The following is a 17,299-nucleotide window of genomic DNA, read 5'->3' as shown; positions in this document are numbered from 1 at the left end:
GAGAAGACCGTTCCCCCATGTCTAGTTCATCTCACCGTTTTGCGCTGTTGCGTCTGCTGCTGGTTGGCCTGATGGCCAGCCTGTTCGCCACCCACGCCAGCAGCGACGAGGCCAAGCGCCTGCGTATCGGCATCACCCTGCACCCCTACTACAGCTACGTGAGCAACATCGTCGGCGACAAGGCCGAGGTGGTGCCGCTGATCCCCGCCGGCTTCAACCCCCACGCCTACGAACCCCGCGCCGAAGACATCAAGCGCATCGGTGGGCTGGACGTGATAGTGCTCAATGGCGTGGGCCACGACGACTTCGCCGACCGCATGATCGAAGCCAGCGAAACCCCGCGCATCAAGGTCATCGAAGCCAACGAAAACGTGCCGCTGCTGGCCGCCACCGGCAACGCCGCCCGCGGCGCCGGTAAAGTGGTCAACCCGCACACCTTCCTGTCCATCAGCGCCTCCATCGCCCAGGTCAACAACATCGCCCGCGAACTGGGCAAGCTCGACCCGGCCAACGCCAAAACCTACACGCAAAACGCCCGGGCCTACGGCAAGCGCCTGCGCCAAATGCGCGCCGACGCCCTGGCCAAGCTCACCAGCGCGCCCAACGCCGACCTGCGCGTGGCCACCGTGCACGCAGCCTACGACTACCTGCTGCGCGAGTTCGGCCTGGAAGTGACCGCCGTGGTCGAGCCGGCCCACGGCATCGAGCCCAGCCCCAGCCAGTTGAAGAAAACCATCGACCAACTGCGTGAGTTGGACGTCAAGGTGATCTTCTCGGAAATGGACTTCCCGTCCTCCTACGTTGACACCATCCAGCGCGAATCCGGGGTCAAGCTCTACCCGCTGTCGCACATCTCCTACGGCGACTACAGCGCCGAGAAATACGAGAAGGAAATGACCGGCAACCTCAATACCGTGGTCCGCGCGATCCAGGAGGCCGGGGCATGACCGCCGCCGCCCACCTGGCCGTGCGCAGCGACGGCCCGACCCTGGAGTTCGCCAACGTCGGCCTGACCCTTGGCCGCACCACCATCCTCGACAACGTCAGCTTCACCGTGCAACCGGGCAGCGTCCACGCCCTGGTTGGCCCCAACGGCGGCGGCAAGAGTTCGCTCATCAAGACCCTGCTGGGGCAAATGCCGCACCAGGGCCAACTGAGCCTGCACTGGCCGGGCGCGCCCGGCACCATCGGCTACGTGCCCCAGGCCCTGGAATTCGACCGCGGGCTGCCGATGACCGTGGACGATTTCATGGCCGCCATGTGCCAGCGCCGCCCGGCGTTCCTCGGCCTGAGCCGGCACTACGCCGCTGCCATTGGCGAGGCCCTGGAGCGGGTCGGCATGCAGGACAAACGCAAGCGGCGCATGGGCGCACTGTCCGGCGGCGAACGGCAACGGGTGCTGTTGGCCCAAGGCCTGATTCCCGCGCCGCACCTGCTGGTGCTCGACGAGCCAATGTCGGCCCTCGACGAAGCCGGCATCCAGGTTTTCGAGCGCCTGCTCGGGGATTGGCGCCTGAGCGGCATCACCGTGCTGTGGATCGAGCACGATCTGGAAGCCGTCGGGCGCCTGGCCGACCGCGTTACCGGCCTCAACCGCCGCGTGCTGTTCGATGCCAAGCCCCGCGAGGCCTTGACGCCGGAACGCCTGCTGAGCCTGTTCTCCACCCATCCGCGTGCCGAGCACGCCGCCAGCGGGAGCCTTGCCTGATGAGTTACGAAGCCTTCCGTTTGATGATCCAGGGCTGGGCCTCGTCCGGTTACCTGCCCGAAGCGCTGGCCTACGGGTTCGTGGTCAACGCCTTGCTCGCCGGCCTGCTGATCGGCCCGGTGCTGGGTGGCCTGGGCACCCTGGTGGTGGTCAAGCGCTTTGCGTTCTTCTCCGAAGCGGTGGGCCACGCCGCCCTCACCGGCGTGGCCATCGGCATCCTCCTGGGCGAACCCTACACCGGCCCCTATGGCAGCCTGTTCGGCTACTGCCTGCTGTTCGGCATCCTGCTCAACTACCTGCGCAACCGCACCGGCCTGGCGCCGGACACCCTGATTGGCGTGTTCCTCTCCGTGTCCCTGGCGTTGGGCGCCAGCCTGCTGTTGATCCTGGCCGGCAAGATCAACGTGCACATCCTGGAAAACGTGCTGTTCGGCTCGGTGCTCACAGTCAACGGCAACGACCTCTTGGTGCTGGGCATCGTCGGCAGCCTGGTGATGGGCCTGGCCCTGCCGCTGTACAACCGCATCATGCTGGCCAGCTTCAACCCGCAACTGGCGGCGGTACGCGGGGTTGCGGTCAAGACCCTGGATTACCTGTTCGTGATCCTGGTGACCCTGATTACCGTGGCCGCGGTAAAAGTCATCGGCGCGATCCTGGTCGGCGCCCTACTGGTGATTCCCGCCGCGGCGGCACGCCTGCTGAGCCAGTCGCTCAAGGGCTTCTTCTGGATCTCGGTGCTGATCGCCACCCTCAGCACCCTGTGCGGGATCATGGCGCCGATTGTCTTCGACCTGCCCGTACCGTCCGGCGCGGCCATCATCCTGACCGCCGGCATCGCCTTCGCCCTGGCCGCCATCGCGCGCGGCACGGTCCCCAGCCTGAAAGGGAATATCGGATAAATGCCTATCTCTTTGCGTCAACTGACCCTGGCCCTGGCCCTCTGTGGGCTGGCGAGTACACCGCTGATGGCCGCCGAGGCCAAGCCGCTGCGGGTGCTCGCCGCCCTGCCTGTCACCCATGGCCTGGGCGAACTGCTGCTCAAAGGCACCAACGTGACGCTGGAACGCGCCGCGCCGGCCAACCTGCCGGGCTCGCGCCAAACCGCCTACTTCACCGGGCGCGGCGCCCCGGCGCTGCACAAACTGGCGGTGGAGGCCGACGCCGTAATCGGCATCCGCTCGCTGTGGCCCGATGACCCGCTGTACCCGGTGTCGCGGCGCAGCAACATCCGCGTCGTCGAAATCGACGCCGCCCGCCCCGTGGACGGCGCCCTGCCCGGCATCGCGCTGCAACCGGGCAAGGCCGACGGCCTCAACAGCCAGCCGTGGATGTCGAGCAACAACCTGGGGCGCATGGCCGACGTCACCGCCGCCGACCTGGTGCGCCTGGCCCCCGGCGCCAAGCCGCAGATCGAGGCCAACCTCAGTGCCCTCAAGCAGCGCCTGCTCAAACTCAGCGCCGCCAGCGAGGCGCGCCTGGCCGATGCCGACAACCTCAGCGTAATGAGCCTGAGCGACCACTTCGGCTACCTGCTCAGCGGCCTCAACCTGGAATCGGCCGGCGTCGACCCGCGGGCCGACACCGAATGGACCCCCGAGGCCCTCCAGCAACTGACCCAGACCCTCAAGGCCAACGACGTCGCGCTGGTGCTGCACCACCGCCAACCGGCCGAGGCGATCAAGGCCGCGATTGCCGCATCCGGCAGCCGACTGCTGGTGCTCAAGGTGGACGGCGCCGACCCGGTGGCCGAACTCGAAGGCAACATCGATGTGCTGGTCAAGGCCCTGACCGACGCCTGAGGTACACCGCCTACAAAAAAACCGCTGAAGCCAGCGGTTTTTTTGTAGGCGGTGCTTTGTGTAGCCAGCGGGCCCGCCCGCGCTCTGCAACTGAGGAGGGCGGCCCAAGGCGCAAAGGGATTACTGGGGCTTGAGCGGCATGGTCAGTTCTACGCGCAAACCGTCGGGGCGGCTGTCGAAGGTCAGCACGCAATCGCAGCGCTGCACAATCGCCTGGACAATCGCCAGCCCCAGCCCGCACCCGGTGCTCTGTCCGTTGCGCCAGAAGCGTTGGGTCAGGTTGGGCAGGTGCTCGGCGGGAATCCCCGGGCCGTGGTCGCGCACCTCGAAACGCACGCGGTTGCCTTCGGTGTGCAAGCTCAGCTCCACCGGCGCGTCGCCTGGGGTGTGGCGCAGGGCGTTGTCCAGGAGGTTGCGCAGCGCGGCAATCGACAGCGCCGAGGGCATTTCCAGCGGCGCGCTGGACAGGCCCAGGGGCAGATGCAGGCGGATGCGCTCGCGTTGGCCGCTAGTGGCGTCCTGGATCGCCAGCCGCGCGGCTTGCTCGGCGCTGCACTGCACCCCGTCGTCGAACGACAGGCTGCCCTCCACTCGCGCCAGCAACAGCAATTGCTCCAGGGTCCGGTGCAAGCGGTCGGCGCCCTCCTCGGCACGGCCCAGGGCCTGGTCGCGGGCCACGCCCTCGGTCATGCGCGCCACTTGCAGGTGGGTCTTGATTGCGGTCAGCGGGCTGCGCAGCTCATGGGCGGCATCGCCGGTGAGGCGCCGCTCCCGCTCGATGGTCTTGCCGATGCGTTGCAACAATTGGTTCTGGGTGTCGAGCAGCGGCTGCAATTCACTGGGCAATGGCGCCACTTGCAAGGGCTCCAGGGAATCGACGCTGCGCCGCATCAGCGCATCGCGCATGCGGTTGAGCGGCGCCAGGCCCCGGCCGATGCCCAGCCACAGCAGCCATAGGCAGCCGAGCAGCGCCGCGCCCACCGGCACCGAGGCGGCCAGCAGCACTGACATGTTCAAGGCTTCGCGCTCAACCTGGCGGTCGGCGGTGGTGATACGCAAGTCGCCGCGGTCGAGGGTAAAACTACGCCAGCGCACACCCTCGATCATCTGGTCGCGAAAACCGGTCTGCTCGGCCTCGAGCATTTGCTCCGGGGTGCTGTGGCTGCGGGCGAGGATTTCGCCGCGCAAGGAACTGACCTGGCAGGCCATGCCACCGGGGACGCTCAATTGCTCAGCGCTCAAATGGCTGCCCTCGCCCTGGGTCGGCAGGGCCGGCAGTTGCTCCAGCAGGCCCGCCACCATGCGCGCCGACGCCACCAGGCGTTGGTCCAGGGAAAACATCATCTGGTTGCGCAAGTCACTGAGCATCCAGGCCGCAGCCAGGGCCCAGATCATCGCGAACGCGGCGCCCAGGGTCAGGCTCAGGCGCAAACGCAGGCTCATCACGCTCACGGCTCCCCGCCATCGGCCGGGCCCAAGCGATAGCCCAGGCCGCGCACGGTTTCGACGATGCCGTTGCCGAGTTTGCGCCGCAGGTGGTGGATGTGCACGTTGAGGGCGTTGCTCTCCAGCTCATCGTTGAAGCCGTAGACGCTGTCCTTCAATTGTTCGCTGGACAGCACCCGCCCACGGTTGTGCAGCAGGGCCTGCAACAGCGCCTGCTCGCGGCGCGACAGGTCCACCGGTTGCCCACCCAGGAAGGTCTCACGGCTGCTGGGGTTGTAGGTCAAGCGCCCGTGTTCGATCAGGTTGACGCTGCGCCCCGCCACCCGGCGCAGCAAGGTGTGCAGGCGGGCGGCCAATTCGCGCAGGTCGAAGGGCTTGAGCAAATAGTCGTCGGCGCCCGCTTGCAGGCCGTCGACGCGGTCGGTCACCGAGTCCCGCGCGGTAAGGATCAGCACCGGTAGCTCCAGGCCCTGTTTGCGCAACTGCTGCAACAGCTTGAGGCCATCCTCATCCGGCAGGCCGAGGTCCAGCACCATGACGTCGAACTCCGCCGCCTTGAGCATGGCCCGCGCCGCGCTGGCGGTGGCCACATGCTCCACGGTCAGGCCCTGGGCGCAAAGGCCGGCGACGATGCCACTGGCGATCAGTTCATCGTCTTCACAAACAAGTACATGCATGATCGAACCCGTAAAAAATGCGAATTAAGAAGATAACGGATTAAGCCGGCATTATGCTGCGCGGCGGCAAAACCCGGCAAAAGTCCTGTGTCCATGGCCGCCAGGGTTAATAATCGGTTAATCGTTGCCTCCCATTGTGCCCCCCACTTGCTTCGTTCTAAGGCTCGCCTCATGCGTCGACTGTTTATTTTATGTTTAGTGTTCCTGTCGGGGCTGGCTCAAGCGGCATCGAACCCGTTTGAGTCCAAGCCCGAATTCCTGCCGGTGGACAAGGCCTTCACCTTTACCTCGCAGAAACTCGATACCGGGGAAACCCAGCTGTTCTGGCAGATCGCCGACGGCTATTACCTGTACCAGCAGCGCATGAAGTTCGACGGTTTGCCAGAGGCGCAAAAACCCGTGCTGCCCGAGGGCGAGGCCCATAGCGACGAGTTCTTCGGCGACCAGCAGGTCTATCGCCAGGGCCTGGAAGTCAAGCTCCCGGCCAGTGCCAGCGGGGAAATCAAACTGGGCTGGCAAGGCTGCGCCGATGCCGGCCTGTGCTACCCGCCGCAAACCCTTAAAGTTGACCTGGGCGGCGCGCCCTCGGCCACCGCCGCCTCCGGCCAGGCCCAGGACGAAGCCCTGGCCAGCGGCCTGCAACAACGCAGCCTGGGCTGGAGCCTGCTGGTGTTCTTCGGCCTGGGCCTGTTGTTGGCCTTCGCCCCTTGCTCGCTGCCGATGCTACCGATCCTCTCCGGCCTGATCGTCGGCAGCGGCGCCAGCCCCCGCCGTGGCCTGGCCCTGGCCAGCAGCTATGTGGTGTGCATGGCCCTGGTCTACGCCAGCCTCGGAGTGATCGCCGCGCTGCTGGGCGGCAACCTGCAATCGATGCTGCAACAACCCTGGCTGCTGGGCAGTTTCGCGGCGATTTTCGTCCTGCTGGCCCTGCCGATGTTCGGCTTCTTTGAACTGCAACTGCCGGTGGCCGTGCGCGATCGCCTGGAAAACGTCAGCAACCAGCGCCGTGGTGGCAGCCTCGTCGGCGCCGGTGTGCTGGGAGCACTGTCCGGCCTGCTGGTGGGCCCGTGCATGACTGCCCCCCTGGCCGGCGCCCTGCTGTACATCGCCCAAAGCGGCAACGCGCTGCACGGCGGGTTGATCCTGTTCAGCATGGGCCTGGGCATCGGCCTGCCGCTGTTGATCCTGGTGACCGTAGGCAACCGCTTCCTGCCCAAGCCGGGGCAATGGATGAACCAGCTCAAAGGCTTGTTCGGCTTCCTGTTCCTGGGTACGGCGATCCTGATGCTGCGCCCGGTGCTCGACGAGTCGCTGTGGATCGGCCTGTGGGGCGTGTTGCTGCTGGTCATGGCGTTCGTCGGCTGGCGTCAGTCGGCCGGGTTCGGCCGGGTGGCCCAGGTGTTCGGTGCCGGCGCCATTGTGTCCGGGGTGTGGGGCACTGCGTTGCTGGTGGGCGCCGCGGGCGGCAGCGATGACCTGTGGAAACCGTTGCAGGTCTACGCGGCTTCGCGCACCACGGGCGTGCCGGCACCCACCGCTCACGACGCCTTTATTACCATCAAGACCCCCACCGCCCTGCAAGCCGAGCTGGACCAGGCCCAGGCCCGCGGCCAATGGGTGCTGATCGACTACTACGCCGATTGGTGCGTGTCCTGCAAGATCATGGAGAAGCAGGTGTTCGGCAAAGCCCAGGTACTCGCCGCTTTGAGCGACGTGCACCTGTTGCGCCTGGACGTCACCGCCGACAACGCCGACAGCCGTGAGCTGATGAGCCGCTACAAGGTGCCCGGCCCGCCCAGCCTGCTGTGGATCGGCCCGGACGGCAACGAGCGGCGTAGCCAGCGCATCACCGGCGAAGTGGACGCCGCCGGTTTCCTGCAACGCTGGAACGCCACCCGGGATGCCCGCTGATGCTCACGTTCACCATCGGCACCTTCGCCATCGCCCTCAACCACCTGCTGCTGATTAGCGCCCTGGCCCTGGCCACGCTGGTGGGCTGGCGCGTGGCCAAGCGCGGTGGTGAAAACCCGGAGTCCGTGCTGTTCAGCCTGTTCCTGCTGGGCATGCTGGCGGCGCGCATCGGTTTTGTCCTGGCCTACTGGCCGTTCTATCGCGACGACCCGTGGCAAGTGGTCGACCTGCGCGACGGCGGCTTTTTACCCTGGCCCGGGGCGATTGCCCTGTTGCTGGGCGCCCTGTTCTGGGGCTGGCGCCGCCCGCCCTTGCGCAAGCCCCTGGGCGCGGGCGTGGCCACTGGCATGCTGTTCTGGGTGCTGGCCAGCCTGTCTTTGAGTGTCTATGAACAGGGCACCCGCCTGCCGGACATCACCCTGCGCAACGCCGCCGGGCAAACCGTACAACTGAGCGACTACCAGGGCGGCCCGTTGGTCATCAACCTGTGGGCCACCTGGTGCCCGCCATGCCGGCGGGAAATGCCGGTGCTCGAACACGCCCAACAACAACGCCCGGACCTGACCTTCCTGTTCGTCAACCAGGGCGAAAGCATGCAAAGCGTCAGCACCTACCTGGAAACCCAGGGCCTGAACCTGGACAACATGCTGTTCGACAGCGGCGGGCGCCTCGGCCAGGCCGTGGGTTCCATGGCCCTGCCCACGACGCTGTTCTACAGCGCCGACGGGCGCCTGCTGGGCAACCATCTCGGGGAATTGTCCCAGGCCAGCCTGGCCCGGGCCCTGGAAAACTTCGACACGCCGACCCCGGCCACTTCTGCAAGGAAACCACCATGCTCCGCCTCCGCCACCTGCTGACCCTGAGCCTGGGCGCCGCCCTGCTACAAAGCCCGCTGCTGCACGCCGAAGAACTGCCGGCGGCGATCCAAAAGATCCAGGACAAGGGCGCCAAGATCCTCGGCACCTTCGACGCCCCCGATGGCCTACGCGGCTATGCGGCGCAGTACCAGAACCGCGGCATGGCCCTGTACCTGACGCCCGACGGCAAGCACGTGCTGCTGGGCAACCTGTACGACGCCAACGGCACCGACCTGAGCGCCGAGCCCCTGCAAAAATTGGTCTACGCGCCCATGGCCAAGGCCGTGTGGGCGAAGATGGAGGCCAGCCACTGGATCGCCGATGGCAAGGCCGACGCCCCGCGTGTGGTGTACCTGTTCAGCGACCCCAACTGCCCTTACTGCAATATGTTCTGGGAGCAGGCGCGGCCGTGGGTGGACGCGGGCAAGGTGCAACTACGCCACATCATGGTTGGCATCATCCGCGAAGACAGCCCAGGCAAATCCGCCGCGCTGCTGGCCGCCAAAGACCCCGCCAAGGCCCTGCACGACCACGAAAAGGCCGGCAAGGCCAGCAAGCTCAAAGCCCTGGGCAAGATCCCGGCTGACGTTCAGGCCCAGCTCAACGCCAACATGCAGTTGATGGAAGAGCTGGAACTGTCCGCTACCCCGGCGATTTTCTACATGGACGACAAAGGCGAACTGCAACAACAGCAAGGCGCGCCGTCGCCGGACAAGCTGGTGAAGATTCTCGGGGCCAAGCCCTAGAGCGTTCGTCCAGCCGGGCGGCACGCACGAGCCGCCCGGCCGCTTCCCGCTCAGATACGCCACATCGTGAAGAAGTCCAGGAACCCCCAGTCCACTGCAAACACCTCCATCCTGACGATAGGAACATCCGGGCTGTAGCACTCGACCCAGAAATGGTTCACCGCTCCGCCCTCAAGCGTACCCTTGAATTCAAGGGTTTTTATCGCCTGATTGCCCGCGCCGTAAAACGTGACCCAGCCACGCTCTTGCAACCAACTCCAAGCGAACCTGATCCGCTCGTATTCGTGTTTGAAGTCGATGTTCAGCTGTTGTGGAGGGTTGAGCCTTTCCCCCTTGTGCGCAATGACGATGGCGTTGATGTGGTGCATCCCTGGCGTGGCGTACGGATACTCCGAAATCCCCGCCAACCCGGCCATGCCAGGCGGCAGCGTGAGGGTCATAAACGCCGTATCAATACTCTGCCCAGCCGTAATGAACCTTGGGGGGTAGCTTTCAAAGTCCTCATGATCGATCGTCGGCACTCGTAACGTTCGTACCTGCAATGTGAGGGTCGGAAACACCACCGCCTCACTTTCATGGGTACTGCCATCGGCCGTAACTTTGCAGGTGAATGTCAACTCGCTGCCGTCCTTGAGTAAATCCAACTCCTCGCGCCGCAAAATATGCGCCAACCCGGCGCTCACTTCCTGCGCCGTCACCGCTTTACCCAAATACACATTCAGGGTGTAAGGGCTGCCATCCTTTTGGGTGCCGACACCGCGTAACCAAACTTTTTGCTCCGGCAGGATGAACCACCATTTCTGCACCGTGATATCAGCGTTACCGCTCAAGGTGCGCAAATCCAGGATGTTGTTGGTGGCCTGCGGCACCACGGGGGTGGGTAGCCGCACCGGCACGCTGATCTGCAGGTTCAACGGCGCGCAGGTGGCCACTTTGCAGGCGCTGGTCACGGTGTAGGTGATGGCCACTGTCTTGCCGCTGCCCTGGATCACCGCTTCGCGGGGGATGGCGAAGTCCACCTGCTTGGGGTGACTGCTGCCCGGCTTTGCCGCCAGCGGCAGGCACGTACCGTCGGCGCGCTGCCAGCACAGGCTGATCTGGTGATGGGTGCTCATTCGCGCATAGGCCACCCGCACCGTTACGCCGTCACGGCCGTTGTAGATCGTCAGTTGCGAGCCCACCGCCTCGCGCACGGTCGGTGGATCCAGCACCAGGTTTTCCTGCTCGATGCCCAGTGTCAGCACTGGGAATTTCTTCGCCGTCGCCCTATCGGATTGGCCATTGAAGTTCACCGCAAAATGCACCTGGAACTTACCGCAATCGGCGAATTTTTCCAGCTCACGGCGCGGCAGCGGCGTGTTCACGCCACTGGCCAGCCACTCAGCGGTCACCGGTTCGCCTTCCAGCACTGGGAAACTGTAGAGCGTGCCGTCCTCCAACACGCCCGTGACCCACAGCCAGCAAGGCTGGCCCAACGCAATGTATGGCCAGGGGATAACCGTGCAATCGGCATCGCCGCTGAAGGTATTGAGGTCCAGGTGGCCTGCCGTCGCCTGTTCCACCACAGGGGTGGGCAAGCCGCTGATGTCCAGCACCTTGACCACCCTGGGCGGCGATTGCCAGGGGCCGGTGCCGTTGTACCTGACGTTGTAGGTCAGGTTAATCGGCAAGCCGAAATTGGCGCTGATGGCCGAAGGCGGCACGAAGAATTCCAGGCTGCTTTCGCCCTCTTTCACCGTGCGGCATTCAAGGGCCGGCGAACCCAGCCCCGGCGTGCCGCTGAAAGTGGGGCAGACCACATCCCCGGCATGCATGCCGTCATAGACGATCACTACATGGGCACCCTTCACCGTGTTGACCGGGTTCACCAGCCAACCGTCGCTGCCGCAATCCACCGACTCCTTGAGGTGCGGTGGCGGTAAGCCCAGGGCCGGGTCCACCCGCAGTAAAGTGGTGGTGCGCAGGTGAAAATCCTGGGCATTGAGGGGCAGCGGGTTTTCGTGCACCGGATCGTCAGGCTCGGGCAATTTCGGCTCGGTGCCGTCCCAGATCACCCCCATATGGGTGGTCAGGGCCGAATAGTCCTGACGGCGCGACATCCAACCCCGCGCCAGGCGGAACTCGAAGACATGCTCGGGATCGGTTTCCGCCGCCGTGACCAGGTGGTCGAACGCCACCCAAATAAACTGATACGGCACCTGATGCTGGTCACCGGCTACAGTGACGAACAGCCGCTGCCCGGCCTGGATCATCGGCCAGGCCTTGATCCGGATGGTCTCGTCGCCCTGGAACTCGTACATGTTCAGCCACCAGGTGCTGAACTCCTCGCGCGAGTGCACGAACACCGGCAGCGAGCCACGCAGGTCGGCTTCGCGGATGTGCTGGATCTCCAATTCCAACACCAAAGACTCCTTGAGCACCCCCGCCCACCGTGGCGGTATACCAGACCAACACCGTGTGGCCGATACAGGTACTGACCTGTTGCCAGGGAATGGGAATCTGGATGCTGCCGCTGGTACTGCCTGGCTGCACGATGGGCTCGAACGCGGGCTCGTCCTGCCCCTTGATCGCCCAATACAGGGTGATAGGCGCGGTGGTCATGCCGGTAAAAGCAAGGGTGGCCGAGGTGCCCTCCAGGGCATCGATGGGGTACAGCACGCTGTTGTTGGTGGCATGCTCGATCTGCGGGTAGGGCAATTCGGCAGCGGCAGTACTCGGTGGCGATACGGACTTCGTAGCAGGCTGCGAAGTGGCTTTGGAGGGGGGCTTTTTGGCCATCACATGACTCCTGTCCAGGAAAGTAACCGGTGTACCCCACCGCCAATGCAGGGGGAACCTGGGTTATCTAACGCCTGGAAAGGAGCGCTTGCCTACTGTCAGATCTGACAGGTCAGCGCGAAAAAAAACGGTTTTCCGACCAGTGGCGGCATGCCGCTAGTGGCGAGAAAACCGCCTTCAATGTCTCGAACTGGACCATCAGGTCATTCAACCCATGGCAGGTTTTTACCACCGCCGCGCAGCCGAGGCCGCTTGCTGCAAGGCCTAAGGCGCCATTGTGGTAATAGCAATGCGGTACGGCGCGAATATTTTCACCATCTCGCCGTTGCGGTGCAGTTGCGCCAGCAATTGCTTGAAGGTGGCGGCGCTGATGGGCGCGCGGGGGCGGATCAAGGCGTAGTGGTGATACAGCTGATCGATGCGTTCGGACACCAGGAAGCTGTCGGCGGTCTTGCCGTTGCGCAGCAGGTAGTCGCTCAGGTACGAGCGGGTCAGCAGCGCGATGTCCGCCCGGCCCCGCAGGACCATCAGCAGGTTGCTGTCGTGGGAGTAGGTGAGCGTGGCGGTGTAGTGCTCGGCGAGGTACTTGGGGTCGGCGTTGAAATCGGCGAAGGCGTAGTGATAGCCGCTGAACAGTGCCAGGCGCTTGCCTTGTAGATCGGTGAAGTAGTCTTGCTGGCGTTCCGGTTCGCGGCGGGCGACGAACACTTCGGCGTCTTCCAGGCCCATATCGACACTGGTGTGGGGAATGTCCTGCCAGCCCCAGTCGGGGTTCTCGAAAATGGCCAAATCCACCCGGCCCTGTTTGAAATCGCCAAAGCGCCGGGGAATGGAGGTGGGCACCAGGACGAATTGGTAGTCATCCTGCAAACGGTTCAGGGCGTCCAGCATCTGCGGCAGCAGGCCGGTGTCGGCGCCGTTTTCCGGGCGCACCGTGTAGGGCGGGAAGTGAGCCGCGCCCACTCTGACCAACTGTGCACAGAACACCGGTGCCACCCAAAGCCCGGCCAGTAGCACCAGGCCGATCCGCAAAGCCGTGCGCGTTGGTGAAAACATCAAGACCACACACCTCTGGAAACACAATCGATACCACCAAGCTAGGCGGTTTCCAGCACTTAAACAACTTTGCTGCGGTTTATCGCGCTAAGGCCGGCGCCGATAGCACCAGGGTCAGCGCCTCGTCAGCCAATTGGTCCAGGCTCAGGCTGCCCTGGGGGCGAAACCAGGTGGTGGTCCAGGACAGCGCGCCCGTGAGAAAACGCCGGGTAATGAACACATCGCCCTTGATGAACCCCGCCTCTTTGGCCTCCCCCAGCACCTGCATCCAGATCTGCTCGTAGATGTCGCGCAGCGCCAGCACATCGGCCTGGGCCGGCGCCGACAACGAGCGCCATTCGTAGACCAGCACCGCCATGGCCTCGCCGCTGCCGCCCATGATCGATTGCAGTTCACAGCGGATCAGCGCCAGCACGCGCTCGCGCAGGGTGGTGGCCTCGGCCAGGGCCGCGCGCATCAGCGCGGTGTTGTAGAGGATGGTTTGCTCCATCACCGCCCGCAGAATTTCGTCCTTGCTCTTGAAGTGATGGAAGATGCTGCCCGACTGGATGCCCACCGCGCTGGCCAGGTCGCGCACCGTGGTGCGTTCATAGCCCTTGTTGCGGAACAGGTGCGCGGCGGTTTGCAGCAGCTTGCCGCGGGCGCTGTCGGGGTCGGTCAGTTGCCCTTCGTCTACCATGCCGCGCATCACGCGCAAGGCTGTCTGCTCGTCCACGCCTGTCTCCTGCCTCAACTTCAATCGTCTGCCACGCGCCCCACAGGCGCGGTGTGGGCGGCAATTTAAGCCCACAGGGGCAACCAAGCAAGCGCTTGGCCCACAGATGCATCGAGGATTTACAAACCAAGCGCTTGCTTGGTAGTCTCGCCAGCATTCTTTCGCAAAGGGCCTGGGTGATGAACAAGACCGTGCGCATCGGATGCGCCAGCGCATTCTGGGGAGACACCAGCACTGCCGCCGAACAATTGGTGGTGGGCGGCCAACTCGACTACCTGGTGTTCGACTACCTGGCCGAGATCACCCTGTCGCTGCTGGCCGGCGCCCGCCTCAAAGACCCCAACGCCGGCTACGCCACGGATTTTGTCGAAGTCCTCGCACCGCTGCTCCCACAGATCGGCGCGCAAAACATCCGCGTCATCAGCAACGCCGGCGGGATCAACCCGCACGCCTGCGCCGCCGCCCTGCAAACGGCGTGCGAGCGGGCCGGGGTGGCGCTGAAAATCGCCGTGCTGCTGGGCGATGACCTGCAACCGCAGTTCCCGCACCTGGCGACCCTGGGCCTGCGGGAAATGTTCAACGACACCCCGCTGCCGCCGCTGTGCGTATCCACCAACGCCTACCTGGGTGCCCCCGGCATCGTCCGCGCACTGGAACTGGGCGCCGACATCGTCATCACCGGCCGAGTGGTGGACAGCGCAGTGGTCAGCGCCGCCCTGGTGCATGAATTCGCCTGGGCCTGGGACGACTACGACCGCCTCGCCCAGGGCGCGTTGGCCGGGCACATCATCGAATGCGGCGCGCAGTGCACCGGCGGCAATTTCACCGACTGGCGCGACGTACCCGACTACGAGCACATCGGCTTCCCCATCGTCGACGTCAGCGCCGACGGCACGTTCACGGTGAGCAAAGTCGCCGGCACCGGTGGCCTGGTCAGCCCGCTGACGGTGGGCGAGCAATTGCTCTACGAAATCGGCGACCCACGCGCCTATCGCTTGCCGGATGTGATCTGCGATTTCACCGCCGTGCAACTGCGCCAGCACGGCCCCGACCGCGTCCAGGTACACGGCGCCAAAGGCCTGCCGCCCACCGCTCAATACAAGGTCAGCGCCACCTACCCGGACGGTTTTCGCTGCACCGCCAGTTGCGTGCTCGCCGGCATCGACGCCGTGGCCAAGGCCGAGCGCGTGAGCCAGGCGATCATCGCCAAGACCGCACACATGTTCAGCGAACGCGGCTGGGCGCCCTACAGCGAAGTCAACATTGAACTGTTGGGCAGCGAAGCCACCTACGGCCCTCACGGCCAGCGCCGCGACAGCCGCGAAGTGGTTATCAAACTGGCCGTGCGCCACCCGCTCAAAGCCGCACTGGTGCTGTTTTCCCGGGAGATCGCCCAGGCCGCCACCGGCATGGCGCCGGGGCTGACCGGGATCGTCGGCGGGCGCCCGAGCGTGTACCCGCTGATTCGCCTGTTCTCGTTTTTGATCGACAAAAGCGCCTGCACCCTGGCGGTGGAACTGGCCGGCGAGCGCCACCCCTGCGCGCTGCCGGAACTCGCCGCGCCGCAGTGGAGCACCTTGCCCGCCCCTGCCGAACCGCCCGCCGCCGAAGGCCTGGCCGATGCCAGCGTGGCGTTGGTGCACCTGGCCGTGGCGCGCTCGGGGGACAAGGGCAACCACAGCAACATCGGCGTGATGGCCCGCGAGCCGCGCTTTCTGCCCTGGATCGCCGAAGCCTTGAGCGCCCAAGTGGTGGTCGAGTGGATGGGCCACGTACTCGACCCGATCCACGGCCGCGTGCAGCGCTGGTATCTGCCCGCCAGCCACAGCCTCAACTTCGTCCTGGAAAACGCCCTGGGCGGCGGCGGTGTCGCCAGCCTGCGCATCGACCCCCAGGGCAAGGCGTTCGCCCAGCAACTGCTGGAAATTCAGATCCCGGTGCCGCGCCACATCGCCGACCACGTCCTGCCGAGGAACGCCTAAATGCCGGTGATCCACTCCCACCTCGACCCCGCCAGCGCCGCCTACGCCCACAACCGCGCCGCCCTGCTCGACAGCCTCGGCCACTTGCAGGCCCTGCAACAGGCCCTGCTGGACAAGGCCGCCACGGCCAAAGCCAAGTTCGACCAGCGCGGCCAACTGCTGCCCCGCGAGCGCTTGAACCTGCTGCTCGACCCCGGCGCGCCCTTTCTCGAACTGGCCAGCCTGGCCGGCTACAAGCTGCACGACGACAAGGACGGCACCCAGGCCGGCGGCGGCCTGATTGCCGGCATCGGCTACGTCAGTGGCGTGCGCGCCCTGGTGGTGGCCAACAACAGCGCGATCAAGGGCGGCACCATTTCCCCCAGCGGTTTGAAAAAGACCCTGCGCCTGCAACAGATCGCCCTGGAAAACCGCTTGCCAATCATCACCCTGGCCGAGAGCGGCGGCGCCAACCTCAACTACGCGGCGGAGATCTTCGTCGAAGGCGCGCGCAGTTTCGCCAATCAGGCGCGGATGTCGGCCATGGGCCTGCCGCAGATCACCCTCGTCCACGGTTCGGCCACGGCGGGCGGCGCCTATCAGCCGGGGCTGTCGGACTATGTGGTGGTGGTGCGCGACAAGGCCCGTTTGTTCCTCGCCGGCCCGCCGTTGCTCAAGGCCGCCACAGGCGAAGTGGCCAGCGAGGAGGAACTGGGTGGCGCGCAGATGCACGCGCAAGTGGCCGGCACCGCCGAATACCTGGCCGAGAACGACGCCGATGGCCTGCGCATCGTGCGCGAAATCGTCAGCCTGCTGGGCTGGAACGCACACCTGCCGCACCGCCCGGCCCAGGCCTATGACGAACCGCTGTACCCCAGCGAAGAACTGCTGGGGCTGATCCCCGCGGAGCCAAAACAGCCTTACGACGTACGCGAGATCGTCGCGCGCCTGGCCGATGGTTCGCGCTTTCTCGGCTTCAAAAACGAATACGACCCCCACACGGTCTGCGGCCATTTGCACATCCAGGGCCGCGCCTGTGGCCTGATCGGCAATAACGGCCCGATCACCGCCCAGGGCGCGGCCAAGGCGGCGCAGTTCATCCAGTTGTGCGACCAGAGCCAGACGCCGCTGCTGTTTTTGCACAACACCACCGGGTTTATGGTGGGCACCGAGTCCGAGCGCAACGGTGTTATCAAGCACGGCGCAAAAATGATCCAAGCCGTGGCCAATGCCCGCGTGCCAAAACTCACCCTGGTGGTCGGCGGCTCCTACGGCGCCGGCAACTACGCCATGTGCGGGCGCGGCCTGGACCCGCGCTTCATCTTCGCCTGGCCCAACAGCCGCACGGCGGTGATGGGCGGCGCCCAGGCCGGCAAGGTGCTGCGCATCGTTACCGAGGCCCGGCAACTCAAGGAAGGGCTGGAACCGGACGCGAAGATGCTGGACATGCTCGAACAGGCCACCGCGCAAAAACTCGACAGCCAATCCACCGCCCTCTACGCCAGCGCCAACCTGTGGGACGACGGCCTCATCGACCCGCGCGACAGCCGCACGCTATTGGGCTACTTGCTGGACATCTGCCACGAAGCCCAGGTGCGGCCCTTGCAGCCCAACACCTTCGGCGTGGCGCGGTTCTAATTCACGA

14 protein-coding genes are annotated in these 17,299 nt (G+C 65.3%); 9 read left to right on the top strand and 5 right to left on the bottom strand.

Going from position 1 to position 17,299, the window contains the following annotated elements; all coding sequences use genetic code 11:
• Positions 1 to 71: 71 nt before the first annotated feature.
• Genes CKW13_RS05330 through CKW13_RS05315 form a run of 4 tightly spaced genes read left to right on the top strand, consistent with a single transcriptional unit; the run spans position 72 to position 3,507 of the window.
• Complete coding sequence (locus CKW13_RS05330) at positions 72 to 947, top strand: metal ABC transporter substrate-binding protein (protein WP_371856219.1); 876 nt, start codon at positions 72 to 74, stop codon at positions 945 to 947.
• Positions 944 to 1,708 carry a metal ABC transporter ATP-binding protein gene (locus CKW13_RS05325; protein ID WP_095107548.1) on the top strand — a complete coding sequence of 255 codons (765 nt, stop codon included), beginning with the start codon at positions 944 to 946 and terminating at the stop codon, positions 1,706 to 1,708. Before CKW13_RS05330 ends, CKW13_RS05325 begins: the two co-directional genes overlap by 4 nt.
• Positions 1,708 to 2,607: a metal ABC transporter permease gene (locus CKW13_RS05320; protein ID WP_095107547.1), complete on the top strand. Its 900-nt coding sequence runs from the start codon at positions 1,708 to 1,710 to the stop codon at positions 2,605 to 2,607. Before CKW13_RS05325 ends, CKW13_RS05320 begins: the two co-directional genes overlap by 1 nt.
• Entirely contained in the window at positions 2,608 to 3,507 is a 900-nt protein-coding gene (locus CKW13_RS05315; RefSeq protein ID WP_095107546.1) for a metal ABC transporter solute-binding protein, Zn/Mn family, read from the top strand.
• A gap of 120 nt (positions 3,508 to 3,627) precedes the next feature.
• On the opposite strand, the gene CKW13_RS05310 is transcribed toward CKW13_RS05315, so the two are convergent.
• Both CKW13_RS05310 and CKW13_RS05305 read right to left on the bottom strand, forming a co-directional pair.
• Entirely contained in the window at positions 3,628 to 4,953 is a 1,326-nt protein-coding gene (locus CKW13_RS05310; protein WP_176465065.1) for an ATP-binding protein, read from the bottom strand.
• Positions 4,954 to 4,955: 2 nt separating this feature from the next.
• Positions 4,956 to 5,630: a response regulator gene (locus tag CKW13_RS05305; protein ID WP_095107545.1), complete on the bottom strand. Its 675-nt coding sequence runs from the start codon at positions 5,628 to 5,630 to the stop codon at positions 4,956 to 4,958.
• A 171-nt stretch (positions 5,631 to 5,801) separates the two neighbouring features.
• Between CKW13_RS05305 and dsbD the strand changes: the two genes are divergently transcribed.
• Genes dsbD through dsbG form a run of 3 tightly spaced genes read left to right on the top strand, consistent with a single transcriptional unit; the run spans position 5,802 to position 9,144 of the window.
• Positions 5,802 to 7,541 carry a protein-disulfide reductase DsbD gene (gene dsbD, locus CKW13_RS05300; RefSeq protein ID WP_095107544.1) on the top strand — a complete coding sequence of 580 codons (1,740 nt, stop codon included), beginning with the start codon at positions 5,802 to 5,804 and terminating at the stop codon, positions 7,539 to 7,541.
• Positions 7,541 to 8,398, top strand: a complete 858-nt coding sequence (locus CKW13_RS05295; RefSeq protein ID WP_095107543.1) for a TlpA family protein disulfide reductase — start codon at positions 7,541 to 7,543, stop codon at positions 8,396 to 8,398. Before dsbD ends, CKW13_RS05295 begins: the two co-directional genes overlap by 1 nt.
• The gene (gene dsbG / locus CKW13_RS05290) at positions 8,374 to 9,144 is read left to right on the top strand and encodes a thiol:disulfide interchange protein DsbG (RefSeq protein WP_095107542.1); all 771 of its coding nucleotides are present in this window, start codon (positions 8,374 to 8,376) and stop codon (positions 9,142 to 9,144) included. The genes CKW13_RS05295 and dsbG overlap by 25 nt, the downstream gene beginning before the upstream one ends.
• Positions 9,145 to 9,194: 50 nt before the next feature.
• On the opposite strand, the gene CKW13_RS24405 is transcribed toward dsbG, so the two are convergent.
• From CKW13_RS24405 to CKW13_RS05275, 3 genes are all read right to left on the bottom strand, one after another.
• Positions 9,195 to 11,546 carry a hypothetical protein gene (locus CKW13_RS24405; RefSeq protein ID WP_176465053.1) on the bottom strand — a complete coding sequence of 784 codons (2,352 nt, stop codon included), beginning with the start codon at positions 11,544 to 11,546 and terminating at the stop codon, positions 9,195 to 9,197.
• Positions 11,547 to 12,186: 640 nt separating this feature from the next.
• The gene (locus CKW13_RS05280; protein ID WP_095107541.1) at positions 12,187 to 12,978 is read right to left on the bottom strand and encodes an ABC transporter substrate-binding protein; all 792 of its coding nucleotides are present in this window, start codon (positions 12,976 to 12,978) and stop codon (positions 12,187 to 12,189) included.
• A 79-nt stretch (positions 12,979 to 13,057) separates the two neighbouring features.
• Positions 13,058 to 13,693 carry a TetR/AcrR family transcriptional regulator gene (locus CKW13_RS05275; RefSeq protein ID WP_095107540.1) on the bottom strand — a complete coding sequence of 212 codons (636 nt, stop codon included), beginning with the start codon at positions 13,691 to 13,693 and terminating at the stop codon, positions 13,058 to 13,060.
• 179 nt (positions 13,694 to 13,872) lie between these two features.
• Here CKW13_RS05275 and CKW13_RS05270 point away from each other — a divergent pair, with 179 nt between their 5' ends.
• Both CKW13_RS05270 and atuC read left to right on the top strand, forming a co-directional pair.
• Positions 13,873 to 15,675 (top strand): acyclic terpene utilization AtuA family protein, encoded by a 1,803-nt coding sequence (locus CKW13_RS05270; RefSeq protein ID WP_095107539.1) that lies wholly within the window; start codon positions 13,873 to 13,875, stop codon positions 15,673 to 15,675.
• Entirely contained in the window at positions 15,676 to 17,292 is a 1,617-nt protein-coding gene (gene atuC, locus CKW13_RS05265) for a geranyl-CoA carboxylase subunit beta (protein WP_095107538.1), read from the top strand.
• Positions 17,293 to 17,299 lie beyond the last annotated feature (7 nt).

Origin of the sequence: Pseudomonas sp. Irchel 3E20, assembly GCF_900187645.1 — a bacterium.
Taxonomy (GTDB): Bacteria; Pseudomonadota; Gammaproteobacteria; order Pseudomonadales; family Pseudomonadaceae; genus Aquipseudomonas.
This window is presented reverse-complemented; position numbering and strand designations above follow the sequence as displayed.

What these genes read in the sequence shown, in the direction of transcription:
- dsbG (WP_095107542.1), top strand. Translation starts at nt 8,374, where the DNA reads ATGCTCCGCCTCCGCCACCTGCTGACCCTGAGCCTGGGCGCCGCCCTG.
- CKW13_RS05320 (WP_095107547.1), top strand. Translation starts at nt 1,708, where the DNA reads ATGAGTTACGAAGCCTTCCGTTTGATGATCCAGGGCTGGGCCTCGTCC.
- CKW13_RS05270 (WP_095107539.1), top strand. Translation starts at nt 13,873, where the DNA reads ATGAACAAGACCGTGCGCATCGGATGCGCCAGCGCATTCTGGGGAGAC.
- CKW13_RS05295 (WP_095107543.1), top strand. Translation starts at nt 7,541, where the DNA reads ATGCTCACGTTCACCATCGGCACCTTCGCCATCGCCCTCAACCACCTG.
- CKW13_RS05325 (WP_095107548.1), top strand. Translation starts at nt 944, where the DNA reads ATGACCGCCGCCGCCCACCTGGCCGTGCGCAGCGACGGCCCGACCCTG.
- dsbD (WP_095107544.1), top strand. Translation starts at nt 5,802, where the DNA reads ATGCGTCGACTGTTTATTTTATGTTTAGTGTTCCTGTCGGGGCTGGCT.
- CKW13_RS05280 (WP_095107541.1), bottom strand. Translation starts at nt 12,978, where the DNA reads ATGTTTTCACCAACGCGCACGGCTTTGCGGATCGGCCTGGTGCTACTG.
- CKW13_RS05330 (WP_371856219.1), top strand. Translation starts at nt 72, where the DNA reads ATGGCCAGCCTGTTCGCCACCCACGCCAGCAGCGACGAGGCCAAGCGC.
- CKW13_RS05315 (WP_095107546.1), top strand. Translation starts at nt 2,608, where the DNA reads ATGCCTATCTCTTTGCGTCAACTGACCCTGGCCCTGGCCCTCTGTGGG.
- CKW13_RS05305 (WP_095107545.1), bottom strand. Translation starts at nt 5,630, where the DNA reads ATGCATGTACTTGTTTGTGAAGACGATGAACTGATCGCCAGTGGCATC.
- atuC (WP_095107538.1), top strand. Translation starts at nt 15,676, where the DNA reads ATGCCGGTGATCCACTCCCACCTCGACCCCGCCAGCGCCGCCTACGCC.